Annotated in this window: 18 protein-coding genes; 2 read left to right on the top strand and 16 right to left on the bottom strand. The window is 45.7% G+C overall.

The genetic code is table 11. The features are described from left to right. Window positions 1–11: 11 nt before the first annotated feature. The 7 genes from ispE to metG form a co-directional block, all read right to left on the bottom strand. Window positions 12–875 carry a 4-(cytidine 5'-diphospho)-2-C-methyl-D-erythritol kinase gene (ispE, locus tag AC2Q9J_RS16860; protein ID WP_499041754.1) on the bottom strand — a complete coding sequence of 288 codons (864 nt, stop codon included), beginning with the start codon at window positions 873–875 and terminating at the stop codon, window positions 12–14. Window positions 876–1021: 146 nt separating this feature from the next. After that, on the bottom strand, window positions 1022–1285 hold the full coding sequence (gene veg, locus AC2Q9J_RS16855; protein WP_071152415.1) for a biofilm formation stimulator Veg: 264 nt from the start codon (window positions 1283–1285) through the stop codon (window positions 1022–1024). Between the two features lie 160 nt (window positions 1286–1445). Next, entirely contained in the window at window positions 1446–2324 is an 879-nt protein-coding gene (gene rsmA, locus AC2Q9J_RS16850; protein ID WP_499041752.1) for a 16S rRNA (adenine(1518)-N(6)/adenine(1519)-N(6))-dimethyltransferase RsmA, read from the bottom strand. Then, window positions 2321–2881, bottom strand: a complete 561-nt coding sequence (gene rnmV, locus AC2Q9J_RS16845; RefSeq protein ID WP_084242243.1) for a ribonuclease M5 — start codon at window positions 2879–2881, stop codon at window positions 2321–2323. The genes rsmA and rnmV overlap by 4 nt, the downstream gene beginning before the upstream one ends. A 105-nt stretch (window positions 2882–2986) precedes the next feature. Next, entirely contained in the window at window positions 2987–4294 is a 1308-nt protein-coding gene (locus AC2Q9J_RS16840; RefSeq protein ID WP_499041750.1) for a ubiquitin-like domain-containing protein, read from the bottom strand. Between the two features lie 87 nt (window positions 4295–4381). Next, the gene (locus AC2Q9J_RS16835; RefSeq protein ID WP_499041748.1) at window positions 4382–5149 is read right to left on the bottom strand and encodes a TatD family hydrolase; all 768 of its coding nucleotides are present in this window, start codon (window positions 5147–5149) and stop codon (window positions 4382–4384) included. A gap of 191 nt (window positions 5150–5340) precedes the next feature. After that, window positions 5341–7299 (bottom strand): methionine--tRNA ligase, encoded by a 1959-nt coding sequence (gene metG / locus AC2Q9J_RS16830; protein WP_499041747.1) that lies wholly within the window; start codon window positions 7297–7299, stop codon window positions 5341–5343. Window positions 7300–7631: 332 nt separating this feature from the next. Here metG and abrB point away from each other — a divergent pair, with 332 nt between their 5' ends. Then, window positions 7632–7910 (top strand): transition state genes transcriptional regulator AbrB, encoded by a 279-nt coding sequence (abrB, locus tag AC2Q9J_RS16825; RefSeq protein WP_084242246.1) that lies wholly within the window; start codon window positions 7632–7634, stop codon window positions 7908–7910. 40 nt (window positions 7911–7950) lie between these two features. On the opposite strand, the gene rsmI is transcribed toward abrB, so the two are convergent. The 9 genes from rsmI to AC2Q9J_RS16780 form a co-directional block, all read right to left on the bottom strand. Continuing rightward, a complete protein-coding gene (rsmI, locus tag AC2Q9J_RS16820; RefSeq protein ID WP_499041744.1) occupies window positions 7951–8820 on the bottom strand; it encodes a 16S rRNA (cytidine(1402)-2'-O)-methyltransferase in 870 nt (289 codons plus the stop codon). Then, complete coding sequence (locus AC2Q9J_RS16815; RefSeq protein ID WP_499041742.1) at window positions 8820–9086, bottom strand: GIY-YIG nuclease family protein; 267 nt, start codon at window positions 9084–9086, stop codon at window positions 8820–8822. The genes rsmI and AC2Q9J_RS16815 overlap by 1 nt, the downstream gene beginning before the upstream one ends. Further along, the gene (locus AC2Q9J_RS16810) at window positions 9073–9810 is read right to left on the bottom strand and encodes a tRNA1(Val) (adenine(37)-N6)-methyltransferase (protein ID WP_499041740.1); all 738 of its coding nucleotides are present in this window, start codon (window positions 9808–9810) and stop codon (window positions 9073–9075) included. Before AC2Q9J_RS16810 ends, AC2Q9J_RS16815 begins: the two co-directional genes overlap by 14 nt. Window positions 9811–9881: 71 nt before the next feature. Continuing rightward, window positions 9882–10244 (bottom strand): DNA replication initiation control protein YabA, encoded by a 363-nt coding sequence (yabA, locus tag AC2Q9J_RS16805; protein ID WP_084242258.1) that lies wholly within the window; start codon window positions 10242–10244, stop codon window positions 9882–9884. A gap of 10 nt (window positions 10245–10254) precedes the next feature. Then, window positions 10255–11067 (bottom strand): PSP1 domain-containing protein, encoded by an 813-nt coding sequence (locus AC2Q9J_RS16800; RefSeq protein ID WP_499041738.1) that lies wholly within the window; start codon window positions 11065–11067, stop codon window positions 10255–10257. A 3-nt stretch (window positions 11068–11070) separates the two neighbouring features. Continuing rightward, window positions 11071–12063: a DNA polymerase III subunit delta' gene (gene holB / locus AC2Q9J_RS16795; RefSeq protein WP_499041736.1), complete on the bottom strand. Its 993-nt coding sequence runs from the start codon at window positions 12061–12063 to the stop codon at window positions 11071–11073. Window positions 12064–12143: 80 nt separating this feature from the next. Continuing rightward, on the bottom strand, window positions 12144–12473 hold the full coding sequence (darA, locus tag AC2Q9J_RS16790) for a cyclic di-AMP receptor DarA (RefSeq protein WP_084242251.1): 330 nt from the start codon (window positions 12471–12473) through the stop codon (window positions 12144–12146). A 58-nt stretch (window positions 12474–12531) separates the two neighbouring features. Next, window positions 12532–13176 (bottom strand): dTMP kinase, encoded by a 645-nt coding sequence (gene tmk / locus AC2Q9J_RS16785; RefSeq protein WP_499041735.1) that lies wholly within the window; start codon window positions 13174–13176, stop codon window positions 12532–12534. Beyond that, window positions 13176–14609, bottom strand: coding sequence for an aminotransferase class I/II-fold pyridoxal phosphate-dependent enzyme (locus AC2Q9J_RS16780; protein ID WP_499041733.1), 1434 nt, complete (start codon window positions 14607–14609; stop codon window positions 13176–13178). Before AC2Q9J_RS16780 ends, tmk begins: the two co-directional genes overlap by 1 nt. Between AC2Q9J_RS16780 and AC2Q9J_RS16775 the strand changes: the two genes are divergently transcribed. Then, the coding region (locus tag AC2Q9J_RS16775) for a hypothetical protein (RefSeq protein ID WP_499041731.1) at window positions 14601–14838 on the top strand (238 nt) is incomplete at its 3' end. The genes AC2Q9J_RS16780 and AC2Q9J_RS16775 overlap by 9 nt on opposite strands.

Here is a 14838-nt window from a genome sequence, read left to right as displayed (position 1 = left end):
ATTATCCGTCTTTAAGCAAGTGGGTCCCGCTCGCCGACCAATCTGACTGCATATACTTCTGCGCAGAAGCCGCGCAATCCGTTATAGATGCGTGGAATACGTGCTTCCTGCTGCACCAATCCGAAGACAGTCGGTCCGCTGCCGCTCATAAGGACAGCGTCTGCTCCGAACTTCTTCATTTGATCTTTGATTTGCGCCACTTCGGGATACAGGGATAAGGTGACACTTTCCAGTGCATTCCCTAAGTTCGCACAGACAGCGGCGTAATCTTTATTCTCAATCGCTTCGATCATCTTCCCGGTATTCGGATGCTCGGCTTTATTGACATCGAAGGCACCGTAAACTTCAGCGGTCGAAACGCCGATTGTCGGTTTAGCAAGAATCACCCAACAATTCGGCGGTGTAGGAAGCTGCTGGATAATTTCGCCGCGGCCTTTTGCGAGCGCTGTTCCCCCGTAAACGCAGAAAGCGACATCAGATCCGATTTTCGTGCCCAGTTCCGCCAGCTCATCCAATGAAAGATTCAGGTTCCATAACTTATTCAAACCTTTCAGCGTAGCAGCCGCGTCGCTGCTTCCCCCTGCCAGTCCGGCAGCCACCGGAATCTGTTTATCAAGCTTGATAATGACACCGGATTTAATATGGTAGGTGTCTTTCAATAATTTCGCCGCCTGATAGGCAAGGTTGCGCGAATCATTCGGCACAAAGCGATCGGCTGATTCGATATGGATTCCGCGTTCGGTTTCCATCAGCCCGATGCGGTCTGCAAGATCCACGGTGGTCATGATCATTTCGACCTCATGATAATTGTCCGGTCTTTTATGCAGTACATCTAATGTTAAGTTGATTTTGGCAGGTGCCTTCACATAGAGCATCTCCACTGTCTCCTTTTATAATCTGATGAAAACTATTTTAACACATGCCAAAGGATTCGGGAGTTTTTGGCAAAAAAACAAAAAACCCATACGCTGCCGAAAACGGCAAAGTATGGGCTTCCAAAAGAAATATAGATATAGTTCGATTATTTAACGACTAAAGCGTCTTCTGTTCCTTCATACACAGTGATTTCCACTGCTTCTGTCAGGATGTCCGCGTAGCTGTAGGACACTCTTTCAAATGCATGTTCATCTTGATCTAACTCAATTACGAACACGGAGTGATATGTTTCGCGCAGGATTCCGGCACGTTCGACCGTTTTCTTGCGACCTCCGTTTGCTTTCAACAGCAATCGTTTCCCTAAATGCAAATCCAACGACTTCTTGATATCCGCCAAAGTTTTGGGCATTTTGTCTACACCTCACTATAAATAAACCTTACTACAAAATGCCCAAATTGTCAAATAAATTTTTAATTTTAGCTCGGAATCCGCTTGGTGTCAATATTTATTTATCCGAAATACCATTTTTTATTCGAGTTGTGCCGGTTTTTCAACAGAATGATGGAAATCAGCCAAAATAGCCGTAAAGCTTGTCAGCGAGGCCGCCGAATTCCTTGATGCTCAAGGTTTCCCCGCGTCTTGCCGGATCAATGCCCGCTTCTTCCAAAGCCTTTAGAATCAAATCCTTCTTTTCTTTGCCCTCAGGCATTGCCGCCTGGAGATTATTGAAAATCGTCTTGCGGCGCTGCACAAAAGAACCTCTCGTTACTTTAAAGAAGAAATCTTCATCGATGACTTCCACTTGCGGCGTTGTGCGCTTCGTCATCTTAATGACTGCAGAGTCGACGTTCGGCTGTGGCATAAAGACGCCTTTGGGCACCGTCAAAGCCATTTCCGCCTCTGTATAATATTGGATAGCAATGGACAGGGAACCATAAGCTTTCGTTCCAGGCTTGGCGGTGATCCGCTCCGCCACTTCTTTCTGCAGCATGACCACGAGTCCGCGAATCGGCAATTTCTCCAACAGTAATTTCATGATGATCGGAGTAGTCACGTAATACGGCAAATTGGCCACTACCATGATGTCTTCGTAGCCTTCAAGTTCTTTCGCAATGGCATCCGCTACATCCGCTTTCAGAATATCGGAATGGATGATGCTGACGTTGTCATATGAAGACAAGGTATCTTCAAGTACCGGAAGCAAGCGCTGATCGATTTCAAAAGCCAGCACTTTTCCGGCAGCACGTGCCAGGTGTTCAGTCAACGCTCCGATGCCGGGTCCTATTTCAATGGCCGCGGATTGTTTCGTCAAATCTGCCTGGCTGACGATTTTCCGCAGAATATTCGGGTCGATCAAAAAGTTCTGTCCAAGGCTTTTCTTCACAGTCAGGCCGTGTTTCGCCATTATTTCCTGGGTGCGTATGGGTGTTGCTATATCTTTCATCATTTTCGTTCCTCCTGATTCAGCGCCTGCACCGCTTCGATGAATTGCTGTTTCGTTATGCCGAACATATGCAGCCGCTTGGCAAGTTGTTTGCCGTTGGTATAGCCGATCTGCAGAAGATTACCGATATCTGTTCGGCGCTGCCTTGCCTGCGGATGGGCCACAAGCTTGGCTATAATCAAATCTTCCATAGTGATTTCAGCCGGTTCTTCATTGTTCCAAAGTGTATGGACGGAAGCCAGTGCTTCCCGGATATCTTCGTCTTTGGCATGTTCAATGCCAAGACCTTTGCCGTTCTTCGCAATGGTTTTTTCCTTCGCTAAAAACGCGTGCTTGGCCGTGGGCACGTATTCCTCAATAATAGCACGGATCCGCCTGCCTGGATAATCAGGATCTGTAAATACAATTACCCCGCGTTTAGATGCGGCGTGCGCGATTTTTTTCAATGTCTCTTCGGAAATAGCGGAGCCGTTCGTTTCTATCGTATCGGCTTCCACCGCGCGTTTGACGGCAACCGTATCATCCTTGCCTTCGACTACAATCACTTCTTTGATTTTCATCAGTTGTTCCTCGTTTCAAAACTTTTTGTTTTAGTTTACCGCGTTCCGGCTAAACATGTAAAAAGCTTTCCCGGGCTGCCCCGGGAAAGCTTTCCAATTTCTTCATTAATCCAGAATTTTGATTTTCACTTGCTGGCGGCCAAATGCCAAAGCCGCAGAGCGGTCCGCCATGAAGATATCGATTTTGTTGCCTTTGATTGCACCGCCGGTATCGCCAGCGATTGCATGGCCATATCCTTCAACCCATACTTTCGAGCCGAGCGGAATAACGGAAGGGTCAACTGCGATCACTTTCAAGTGCGGGTTCGCTTTCAAGTTGATGCCTGTTGCAGTGATGCCTGAGCAGCCTGTGCATAAAGCCGTATAAGCAGTTGCCGATACGTAGAATTCACGGCTGCTTGATGGTTCACTGCTTTGAACTGGTGCTGCAGTTTTTGTTGTTTTAGTCGATGTTGCTGCCGGCTGTGGTGCTGCCGCTTTTTTCGGAGCAGGAGCTGCCGCTGTTGTATCATTTCCACGGGAAACACTTGCGACAACAGTTTTCGTTCCGACTGCTACTACTTGTTTCTTCGCTTCTTTGATGACTTTCTCGCCTTTAAGTTCACGTTTTACTTCTTTGCCGTTTTCCATGACAACTTCGTAAGTCTTTTCTACAAGACCTTCTTCGCCTTTTTGGACTACTTTTTCAGATCCTTTCAAAAGAGAGGAATCTTTCTTCGTTTCCTTGGCGAATTTCACTGAATCTTCCACTACATCGGTGACCTTTTCTACACGAACAACTTTAACTTCAGATCCGGGAAGGATTAATTCATCCATATCTTTTTCTACGCGATCAAGATCGCTCAAAGTGATTTTATGCTGTTTTAAAAAGTCAGCGACCGTAGTCGAAGTGGACCATACTTTCTTTTCTTCCAGTCCATCAAAGATTGTCACTTCATAAGCTTTTTCAACAGAAATAGCTGTGTTTGCATCTACTTCTTCGTTTAACGCAGGTGTTACTTTATCGTGTTCAGTGATTTCAATTTCCGCTTTAGCCAGAATATCTTCGACTGTATTCGAAGTTGTCCAGGCTGATGTCGGTTTGCCATCCACTGTTATCGTGAATTGGTCGGCTTCCGTCCATTCAATCACGATATCTTTGTCGATTGAAGCTTCTGCTGTATGGCTTAAATAGTCATCCTGCCCTACTTCGATTGACTGTTCCGCAAGAAATGCCCCGACAGTTTCAGCGTGGGTTTTGACTTCTTCTTTTTCGCCATTGGAAATCATCGTTACCGTGTTTTTCGTACCTTCATAAATTGCGAAAGCCATAACCGCCGCAAACATGAGCACCGTAGCCAACGTGATGATCACTGATTTCTTTTTGGATGTTTTTATTGTTGAGTAATTATTATCCTCGTCTTCTTTCGTCAAATGTAACTCCTCCTCATTCACCTGTGTGATTATATAGACTCATTTAGTTGCATGTCAATTAGAACGGTTTTCAGCCATTCTTTCTCTTTAGTTCAATTTAAAGAATCTTTCAGCGTTCTGTGTGGTGATTTTTGCCACTTCTTCCACCGGCAAATCCTTCAAGCGGGCGATTTCTTCCGCCACCAGCGTTACGTAGGAAGGTTCGTTGCGTTTTCCGCGGTAAGGGTGAGGCGCAAGATAAGGCGCGTCCGTTTCGATCAATAAATGTTCGAGCGGAATCTCTGTTGCGACTTCCTTAGGCTTTTTGGCATTCTTGAAAGTCACAGGTCCGCCAAGCGAAATCATGAAATTCATGTCGATGCTGATCTGGGCCGTTTCGACGCTTCCGCCGAAGCAGTGCATAATGCCGCCGACTTCCGCCGCATTTTCCTCTTTCAGGATGGTCAGGACGTCTTCTGTCGCTTCTCGGTTATGGATGATGATCGGCAGCTGCAGTTTTTTCGCCAGCCGAATCTGCTTGCGGAAAACTTCCTGCTGGATGTCCTTGGGCGATTTGTCCCAATGATAATCCAAGCCTGTTTCTCCGATGCCGACGACTTTCGGATGTGCCGAGAGTTCTTCGATCCATTTCAAATCTTCATCCGTGCAATCAACCGCATCAACCGGATGCCAGCCAATCACCGCATAAAGGAAATCATATTCTTCTATTAATGCCATCGCGCGTTCAATCGTTTTTCGATCAAAACCGATGACAATCATTTTTGTAACATTATTTTCTAATGCGCGTTCGATGACTTCTTTCAAATCATCGTCGTATTGGTCCGCATTTAAATGTACGTGAGTATCAATAAACATATGCATTCTCCTTACGCTAAGCTTTATTTTATCCGTAAACTTCATTTCTTTCTTCTCAGTAATATTACATTTGTATAACAAAACATCTTTTTTGCATGACAATTTGCCTGTAATACATCCAAAAAAGACTGCAAAATTCACCATAATAAAAATGGTCCGCTCAGTCAAGCGGACCATCTTCAGATAAGGATTTATTTAATTTTTGCGCCGTTAGGCAGTTTTTCAGCGATTGACGCTAAAGTCAGGAAGCCGTCTTTTTCGCCAGCCAAAATCATGCCCTGCGATAATTCGCCGCGTAATTTAACTGGTTTCAAGTTGGCGACCACCACCACTTTTTTGCCAACTAATTCTTCCGGTTTGTAATGTTCAGCGATGCCCGAAACCACTTGGCGCTGCTCATAGCCTAAGTCCAACTGCAATTTCAGGAGTTTCGACGTTTTCGGCACCGGCTCGCAAGCTGTAACCGTTGCCGCACGAAGATCGACCTTCGCGAAATCATCGATCGTGATTTCCGGCACATCCGGCACTTCTTCGATTACTTCCTCTTCCGGTTCGGCAGCAGCACCACCGCGCATTTGGTCACGGATATACGCAACTTCCGGTTCGATTTCAAGACGCGGGAAGATTGGTGTGCCTTTTGCCACAACTTTCGTGCCAGCTGGAATTTTACCGAAACCTTCCAGCGTTTCCCAAGTCAGGTATTCTTCGGACAAGCCAAGCTGTTCGATGATCTGCTTCGGTGCATTCGGCAGGAATGGCTGAAGCATAACAGCTGTCATGCGCAAGCTTTCCGCCAGGTGGGCCATAACAGAAGCAAGCTCTTCTTTTCTGTTTTCATCTTTTGCCAGCACCCACGGCTGTGTTTCATCGATGTACTTATTGCTTCGTGAAATCAGTATCCAAACTTCGCTTAAAACCATGCTGAACTGCATTTTTTCCATGTGCTTCTCATAGTTTTCGACCGTTTCTTTCGCAACACGCTGAAGTGTCGCGTCAAATTCCGTCTTTTCACCGGCAATTTGCGGCACTTCCCCATCAAAGTATTTATTGATCATGGACACTGTGCGGTTCAATAAATTCCCGAGGTCGTTGGCAAGATCGTAATTTGTCCGTTCGATAAACGCTTCCGGAGAAAATACGCCGTCAGAACCGAAAGGCAGTTCCCGCAGCAGGAAGTAACGCGTGGCGTCAAGGCCATAACGCTCAACCAGCATTTCCGGATAAACGACATTACCTTTTGATTTCGACATTTTGCCGTCTTTCATCATGATGAAGCCGTGAGCGAAAACTTTTTTCGGCAATGGCAAATCAAGCGCCATCAAGAAAATCGGCCAGTAGATCGTGTGGAAACGGACGATGTCCTTACCAACTACATGGACATCCGCCGGCCAGTATTTATTGAACAGTGAATCGTCGTCAGAACCGTAGCCCAGCGACGTAATATAATTCGACAATGCATCCACCCACACATAGATAACGTGCTTCGGATCTCCAGGAACCGGAATTCCCCAGTCAAATGATGTACGTGACACAGAAAGATCCTCGAGACCCGGTTTGATGAAGTTGTTGATCATTTCATTTTTACGGGATTCAGGCTCGATGAATTCGACATTATTCTCGTAATAATCCAGGAGGCGGGCTGCATATTTCTTCATATTGAAGAAATACGATTCTTCCTTCACTTTATGGACCGGGCGGCCGCAATCCGGACATTTGCCGTTGTCCAACTGGCTTTCTGTATAGAAGGACTCACAAGGCGTGCAGTACCAGCCTTCGTAATGGCCTTTATAGATGTCTCCGTTATCGAGGAATTTCTGGAAAATCTTTTCCACGCCTTCTTTGTGGCGGGGTTCAGTCGTCTGGATAAAATCATCATAAGTGATGTCCATCGTTTTCCAGACACTTTTCGCGGCTTCCGCCATGCCATTTACATATTCCTGCGGTGCCAGGCCGGCTTCCTGGGCTTTTTCTTCTATTTTCTGGCCATGTTCATCCATGCCCGTCAAAAAGCGGACATCAAAGCCCCGAAGGCGTTTATAGCGGGCCATCGCATCGGATGCGACCGTTGTATAAGCGGTTCCGATATGGAATTTTCCGCTTGGATAATAAATCGGCGTCGTTAAATAAAAAGTATCTTTGTTTGCAGTCACGAAAAATTCCTCCAGTTTGTTTGTATAAAGTTTATTTTAACGAAGTCCGCAATTTTGTACAATCTTTCAATCTTAGGCGTCCCAAGGTATTTATTGTAAAAATATTATATCTAAATTTTCTGTTTAATTTTACCAATTGTCGAATCGTTGCCAGTTAAAGCGATTCTTTTTTAGAGTTTTCAATAATTTATGTCATAAATTATGGTATTTCGTTATAAATTCGATAGTTTTTTGTTGACCTGGAAGAAAGGAGTTGGTATGATTTATGACAGGAAGTGGTAATTGTCGAATTTTGGCGAAAACATCTATAAAATTCAAGGGGGACGAATATTATGAAATCAACAGGTATCGTACGTAAAGTTGACGAATTGGGCCGTGTAGTTATTCCAATCGAATTGCGCCGCACATTGGGGATCGCAGAGAAAGACGCTTTGGAGATCTATGTCGATGACGACAAAATCATCTTGAAAAAATACATGCCAAACATGACTTGTGCTGTAACAGGCGAAGTATCAGACGACAACATGAAACTTGTCGGCGGCAAATTGGTCTTGAGTTCTGAAGGCGCAGAAATGCTGATGAAAGAAATTCAAGGCAACTTGAAAAAATAAGCTTTTTAAAACCGGAGCGCATGAAGCGCTCCGGTTTTTTTTAAGTATGAAACGCCTGATAAACATCTCTTTTCGACAATTTCCGGTCTATCGAGACCTTTTTTATCGCCTCTTTTGAGGAAAGCTGTTCCCGCTCCATCACTTCTTCGACATGTTCTTCTATTGATAAATCTTCCCACCAGACCGTTGTTTCGACAAGATCCGGTTCTGCATTCCCTTCGATGACGAGACAGAATTCGCCGCGTATTTCATTGGCGTCCGCCCATTCCACCGCTTGTTCCACCGTCCCTCTCAGGAACTCCTCGAATTTCTTGGTCACTTCCCGCGCCAGAACAATCCGGCGGTCATTGCCGAAATTCTTCTGAATACTTTTCAGGCTTTCCTTCAGCCGGTGAGGCGCTTCATAAAAAATAAGCGTCTCGCGGTTTTGACTCAGCAGCTCAAGTTCAGCCTGTCGCTCTTTTTTACCCCGTGACAGAAAGCCATAGAACTGGAACGGCTGAGGCGCAATACCGGAAGCGATGAGCGCACTGAGCGCTGCATTAGCCCCAGGAATCGGCACGACTGGAAACCCTTCCGCAATCGCGCGCTTCACGATATCCTCACCCGGATCGGAAATGCACGGCATCCCTGCGTCGCTGACAAGCGCTACGGATTTGCCTTCTTCCAGATAGCTAAGAATTTTATGGCCGCCGCTTTCCTGGTTATGTTCATGATAACTGACCAGTTTCGTTTGAATATCAAAGTAATTACACAGTTTCTTTGTATTTCTCGTGTCTTCCGCCGCGATGATATCGACTTCTTTCAAAATGCGCAGCGCGCGGACCGTCATGTCTTCCAGATTGCCGATCGGCGTCGCAACGAGATACAAAGTTGCTGTTGTTTCCTGAAAACTTTTTTGGGATTTCATCAGGCCTGCTCCTTCCCTTCAGCAATATAACGGATTTTTTTCGCTTTCGTTAATTGCTTGAAGGCATATTCCGCCTTCATCGCTTCCGGCTTTGTTTCAAATTCTTCGAAATGAATCATTTTCACCGGCCCTCTCGCCCGTGTGTATTTTGCACCTTTGCCGGCATTATGCGTCTCCAGCCGTTTCTGCAAATCATTGGTATATCCCGCGTAATAGGAATTGTCGGCACATTCAAGTACATAAAAGTAATGGCTATTTGTCTCCATAAAGCATTTCCCGCACTTCTTCCGTATATTCCCCGTCGTCTCCGTAGACAATCAGCGGCGGCATGATTTTCAGATCCGGCTTGCCGTCTTTTATTCCTTCAATTAATAAAGTATTTGCTTCTTTTCCGGCTTTCGGATAGACCAATCTTACGCGTTTTGGCTCCAGCCGATTGGCGCGCATAGCTGTGATCAAGTCGATCAGCCGCCCTGAGCGGTGCACAAATGCCGCCTTGCCGCCCTGCTTCAATAACTGGCTGGCAGAACGCACAGCCTCGTCCAGCGTCAAATAGAGCTCGTGGCGCGCAATCGCCATATGTTCGCTGATATTTTTATCGCTCATATTATCCGCTGGGAAATATGGCGGGTTGCATGTCACCACATCGTATTTCTCAAAACCGAGCGTCTCCGGAATCGTTTTGACATCGCCTTGCAGAATGCTGATCTGCGGCTCCAGTCCGTTATACGCCACACTGCGCTGCGCCATATCCACAAGCCGCTCCTGCAGCTCGACACCGATAATCTGGGATTCCGTCCGAGCACTTAAAAAAAGTGGAATGGCCCCGTTCCCTGTACATAAATCCACAATCTTCCCGCGTTTCAGCGGCAAGTAAGCAAACCTCGCTAATAAAACCGCATCAAGTGAAAACGAAAATACAGAAGGGCTTTGAATGATCCGTAATTCCTCCGCCAATAAATAATCCAGCCGTTCGTCATCCAACAGCATATTTTCAACTCCTCCACAAAACAAAAAGCTGCCGCCACACAAAGTGGCCGCAGCTTCTGTTGATTTGACCATCAATTCTGCTTGTTTAAAAATGAAAGGCAGAACAAGCAATCATCACCTTTTCGGGAACTGCCAAAATGTACGTGGCAGACATGATAGCCTTCGTGATAAAGACGGGCCAGATTATCATAGCCCTCACCGATATCCATGACCGCTCTTTCGAGTTTTACAGGATCCACAGCCGCAGCAGCTTCCGGAACCGCCTCATGAAGTTCATCCAGGCGCGCACGCAAATGATGATTTTCAAGCTGCAGCGCATGATGTTCTTCCATCGTATGCGCCACTACTGCTTTCAATTCGCGAAATTGCTGCTGCATCGATTCAAGCTGCTGCTCAAAATCCATGACCGTGTCCAAAAAGTTCTTATCTTTCACACCAACCACCTCACGCTCTCGTTCCTTGGTCCATTATCTCACTTAATGCATATTCAAGTGTCTGTTCCTGCTCAGAAAGGCGGATTTTCAATACGCGCTCCAGAATATTCATACTGACAACACGACCTTCGCCATCCGGAGTTGTTACCCGGGTGCCGACATCCGGCATTTCTTTTTTCGCTTGCTCATATTCATCATTCTCATACTTGAGGCAGCACATCAAGCGCCCGCATAAGCCGGAAATTTTTGATGGATTCAAAGACAGATTCTGATCTTTGGCCATTTTAATCGAAACCGGTTCAAAATCACCCAGGAATGTCGAACAGCAAAGCATGCGCCCGCATGGTCCGATGCCTCCGAGCATTTTCGCTTCATCTCTTACACCGATTTGGCGAAGTTCAATGCGTGTCCGGAATATTGACGCCAGATCTTTTACAAGGTTCCGGAAATCAACGCGTCCTTCCGCCGTGAAATAAAAAATCACTTTATTGCGGTCAAATGTATATTCGACATCAACCAATTTCATATCGAGCCGATGTTCTTCAATCTTGCCTGTACCCGTTTCAAATGCGCGCTGCGCTTCCTGGCGGTTATCTTCCACCTGCTGGCGGTCACGTTCACTTGCTACACGAACGACTTGTTTCAGCGGCAATACGACATCGTTTTCGCCGACCGTCTTGACCGGTACGACCACTTTTCCGTATTCCACTCCACGAGCTGTTTCAACGATGACATAATCATCTTTTTCGATCGTAAATTCACCTGGATCGAAATAATATATTTTACCCGCTTTTTTAAAGCGGACACCTATGACATTATACAATTTTTACCCCTCCCGCAGATTCAGCATTAATTGCTCCATCAGCAGCGTTCGGTTCATATTGCGAGGCAATTGCTGTTTGGCCTGTAAAATGGCCTGCAGCTGTTTTGACAACACAGTAAAAGAACGCTGAAGAGCCATCTGCTTCCAAGTTTCTTCCATGTCTGGATACGTTCTTGCTGTCTCGAGTCCTGCCTTTACCGAAGCAATGTCCCGATATGCAAATAATAACATGTCCAGGCCTCTTTCGGTATCTTCTTTTTCCTTAAACAACGGAAGCCAGTCGGATTGCAGCATAAGAAGTGCCTCGTGTACATTGTTGCTGACCACTTCCACCAGCTTCAAAACTGTTTTTCTTGCCTGCGGAAACTGTTCATCCGCACTGAGTGCCAATGCTTCTTCTTCACTTTGCGTCAGCATGCTTACCGTTGCGGCCATAGAAGCCGTCATGCCCCCTGCAATCAGCTTTTCCATCAAGACAGGACGCGACAACGGCTGAAACGATACAAGCTGGCAACGAGAACGGATAGTGCTCATAATCGCATTCAATCGCTCTGTTTGAAGGATAGCGGTGACATTGAATTCCGGCTCCTCCAGAAATTTCAGCAACGCATTGGCGGAAGCATTATTCATCCGGTCCGCTTCCTGAATGACATATATCTTACGCCCTGTATTCAACCCGGTTTTATTCATTGAATAAATCAATTCACGGATCTGGTCAATTTTGATGTTTTGGCCATCCGGCTCAATAAAGACGATATTCGGGTGATTTCCAGAATCATATAAATGGCAACTTCTGCATGTTCCACATGGAACATTTTGCTGCGGATTTTCACAAAGCAGCAGCTTCACAAAAAAATGCGTTACTTCTTTTATTCCCGAACCGGCAGGCCCTTCAAAAAGGAAGGCATGTGCCAGCCGGTCTTTTTCAAAAGCTCCTTGCAGCCTCTTCATCACAATCGGCTGCATCTGCTCGAATTCTTCGGTTGTCATCTGCACAAGCTCACCTTCCGCCTTTTTAAAAAAATCCCGTGTTCCAAGGGAGCACGGGTGTCATATATTTCATCGTTAAACGCTGCTTAGAAATGATGGAATTGCTCAATCGGCAACACGAAAATCGTGGCGCCGCCCACTTCCACTTCCACAGGATATGGTATATACGAATCCGCGTTTCCGCCCATAGGTGAAACAGGTGCTACCATCTGTTCACGTGATCGGCAATTTTCCCGGATCAAATCCATTAATTTAGGGACAAGGCTGTCATCAACCCCGATTAAAAAAGTCGTATTCCCTGAGCGCAAAAACCCTCCTGTACTGGCAAGCTTGGTAGCCCGGAAATCATTTTTTGTCAAAGCATTGGATAATCGGTTACTGTCTTGGTCCTGTACAACTGCAACGACGAGTTTCATCAGCACTCACTCCTTTTTATTGGTCTTTCTTCTATATAATTATAACACGAACAATTAATTACGCTGTATAACTTTCCATGCCTTTTATAATTGCTGCCAGCGCAGACGCCACAACTTCTTCCGGCTCTTTGGAAGCATCAATTCTGACAATGCGATCGGGATAACGGCGTGAAACCTCCTGGTAGCCCTCATACACTTTTTGGTGGAACGGTAATTTCTCCATATCCAAGCGGTTCTGTTCCCTTCCGCTGTTTGCCGCAATCCTTTGCAGACCAATTTCAGGCGGCACATCAAATAATAAGGTCAAATCCGGCCAAGTGTCTTGAATCGCGAATTCATTGATGGAAAGAACTTCATCAATGCCAAGGCCGCGCGCATGCCCCTGATAAGCCAGAGAACTGTCGATAAAGCGGTCACAAAGCACCACTTTCCCCTGCTGTAGCGCTGGTACCACTTTCTCAACGAGATGCTGTCGCCGGGCGGCTGCATAAAGAAGCGCTTCTGTACGCCCGTCCATTGCCGTGTGGTTTTTATTTAAAATCACCTCGCGGATCTTTTCAGCAATCTCAATGCCTCCCGGTTCCCGCGTCAAAACGGCCTCGATACCTAATGGCTGCAATTGTTTCATCAATTGCTCGATAGCCGTCGTCTTGCCAGCTCCTTCAGGCCCTTCAATCGTAATAAAATATCCTGGTTTGTTCATTAATCATTTCCTCCATGCTGTATGACCAAAAGTTGCTTTTCAGCCAATTTATGTTCACCTTGAATCACTGCACCTGCGGCCAAATGATCCATTAATTGCTCCAATTTCACGTGTGTCCATACCTCTCCCGGCAGTGCTAGCGGAACTCCGGGCGGATAGGGAGTGACCATAGCTGCTGAATGGCGGCCCATCGCTTTTGTATAGGAAATCCATTCCGAATCCGCCAAATCAATCGCCTCATAAGAGATTTCCGGCTCACTGATTACAATTGGCTCCTGGCGTGTTACCGGCAATTCCTTATCCGTCTGCTCTTTTCGAAGTTTTTGTACAGCTTCCCTGATCCGGCTTCTAATTTCCGCAAATGGATAGGTGTGACTTTGTTTCATTAATGGCAATACCATCACCACTTGCCGTGAATCGGCCATTTCAGCATAAACATTTACTTCTTCAAGTTTCTCCTGAAGTCTGAAACCATTATAACCTTTCACTCTCAACATGATTTTGAGTGGATCGTGTGCTTCAAAAACTTCAAGTTTTGAAATTGACAGGAGACTCCCTATAAACAGCTTTCGTTTCTCTACAAAATGTTGCAGATGCGGTCCGGAATACGTCTGAATATACGCTCTTGCATCATCCAACGAGGCCATAATCAAATAAGATGGACTGCTTGATTGGAACATGCGCAGATATTTGCTGATCTTTTTTGCATTAACCCGTTTTTCTTTTATATGAAGAAAAGATCCCATCGTCATAGCAGGCAATGTCTTGTGTGCAGACTGCACTACAGCATCTGCGCCGTAAGAGAAAGCAGACTTCGGAAATGGACCACCGGCAAGCAAATGGGCACCATGAGCTTCATCAACCAACACCGGAATATCAAATAGATGACTGTACTTTATTATTTCTTCTATTTCTGGTCCAGCCATGCCGTAATAATTGGGATAAGTCAAAATCAAAGCTTTTGCTTCCGGATATTGCTGGATAGCATCTTTCAATGTTTTTAACGATACGCCTTCCGCACTTTGGGACGCTTCACTCCATTCCGGCGCCAGGTACACCGGCCGCAATTTGGCCAATTCCAACGCATGAAAAATTGATTTATGGGAGTTTCGCTGAACCAGTACACGGTCCCCTTCTTTGCAGACTGCATGAATCATCGCCAAATTGCCGCTTGTTGAGCCATTTACCAAAAAGAAACTTTGATCAGCTCCATAAGCTTCAGTCAACAAATCTTGAGCTTCCTTTATGGCGCCTTCAGGATAATGTAAATCATCCAGTCCGCTTAATTCAGTTTGATCATATTGCAGAGATGATCGTATCTCATTCGGCAACCCGGATAATTCCCCATGTTTATGTCCTGGAACATGAAATGAAACAGGTCGCTGCTGCTGAAACTTTTTTAACGCTTCCACTAAAGGGCGCCGTTGCGTCATATAATCCATCCTCATATCTTTCTTATTCCTTCTATTATAGCGAACTTGAGCATCAATGAGCAAAGTCGTTTCAATGAAAGCGCCTTACCTGTTCCTTTTATTAGCAATTTCTTTGTTATTATCATTAACATCATTATTTCCGGTAAAATTTATAACAAAAAAGGCCGCTACCGCTTACGCGGTAACGACCTTTCTTTTGTGCCCAGCGGCGTCCTACTCTCACAGGGGG

The sequence above is a fragment of the Planococcus sp. RAB007_Raresut genome (assembly GCF_057369535.1).
The sequence above is the reverse complement of the archived record's forward strand: the minus strand, read 5'-3'. Positions and strand labels throughout refer to the sequence as shown.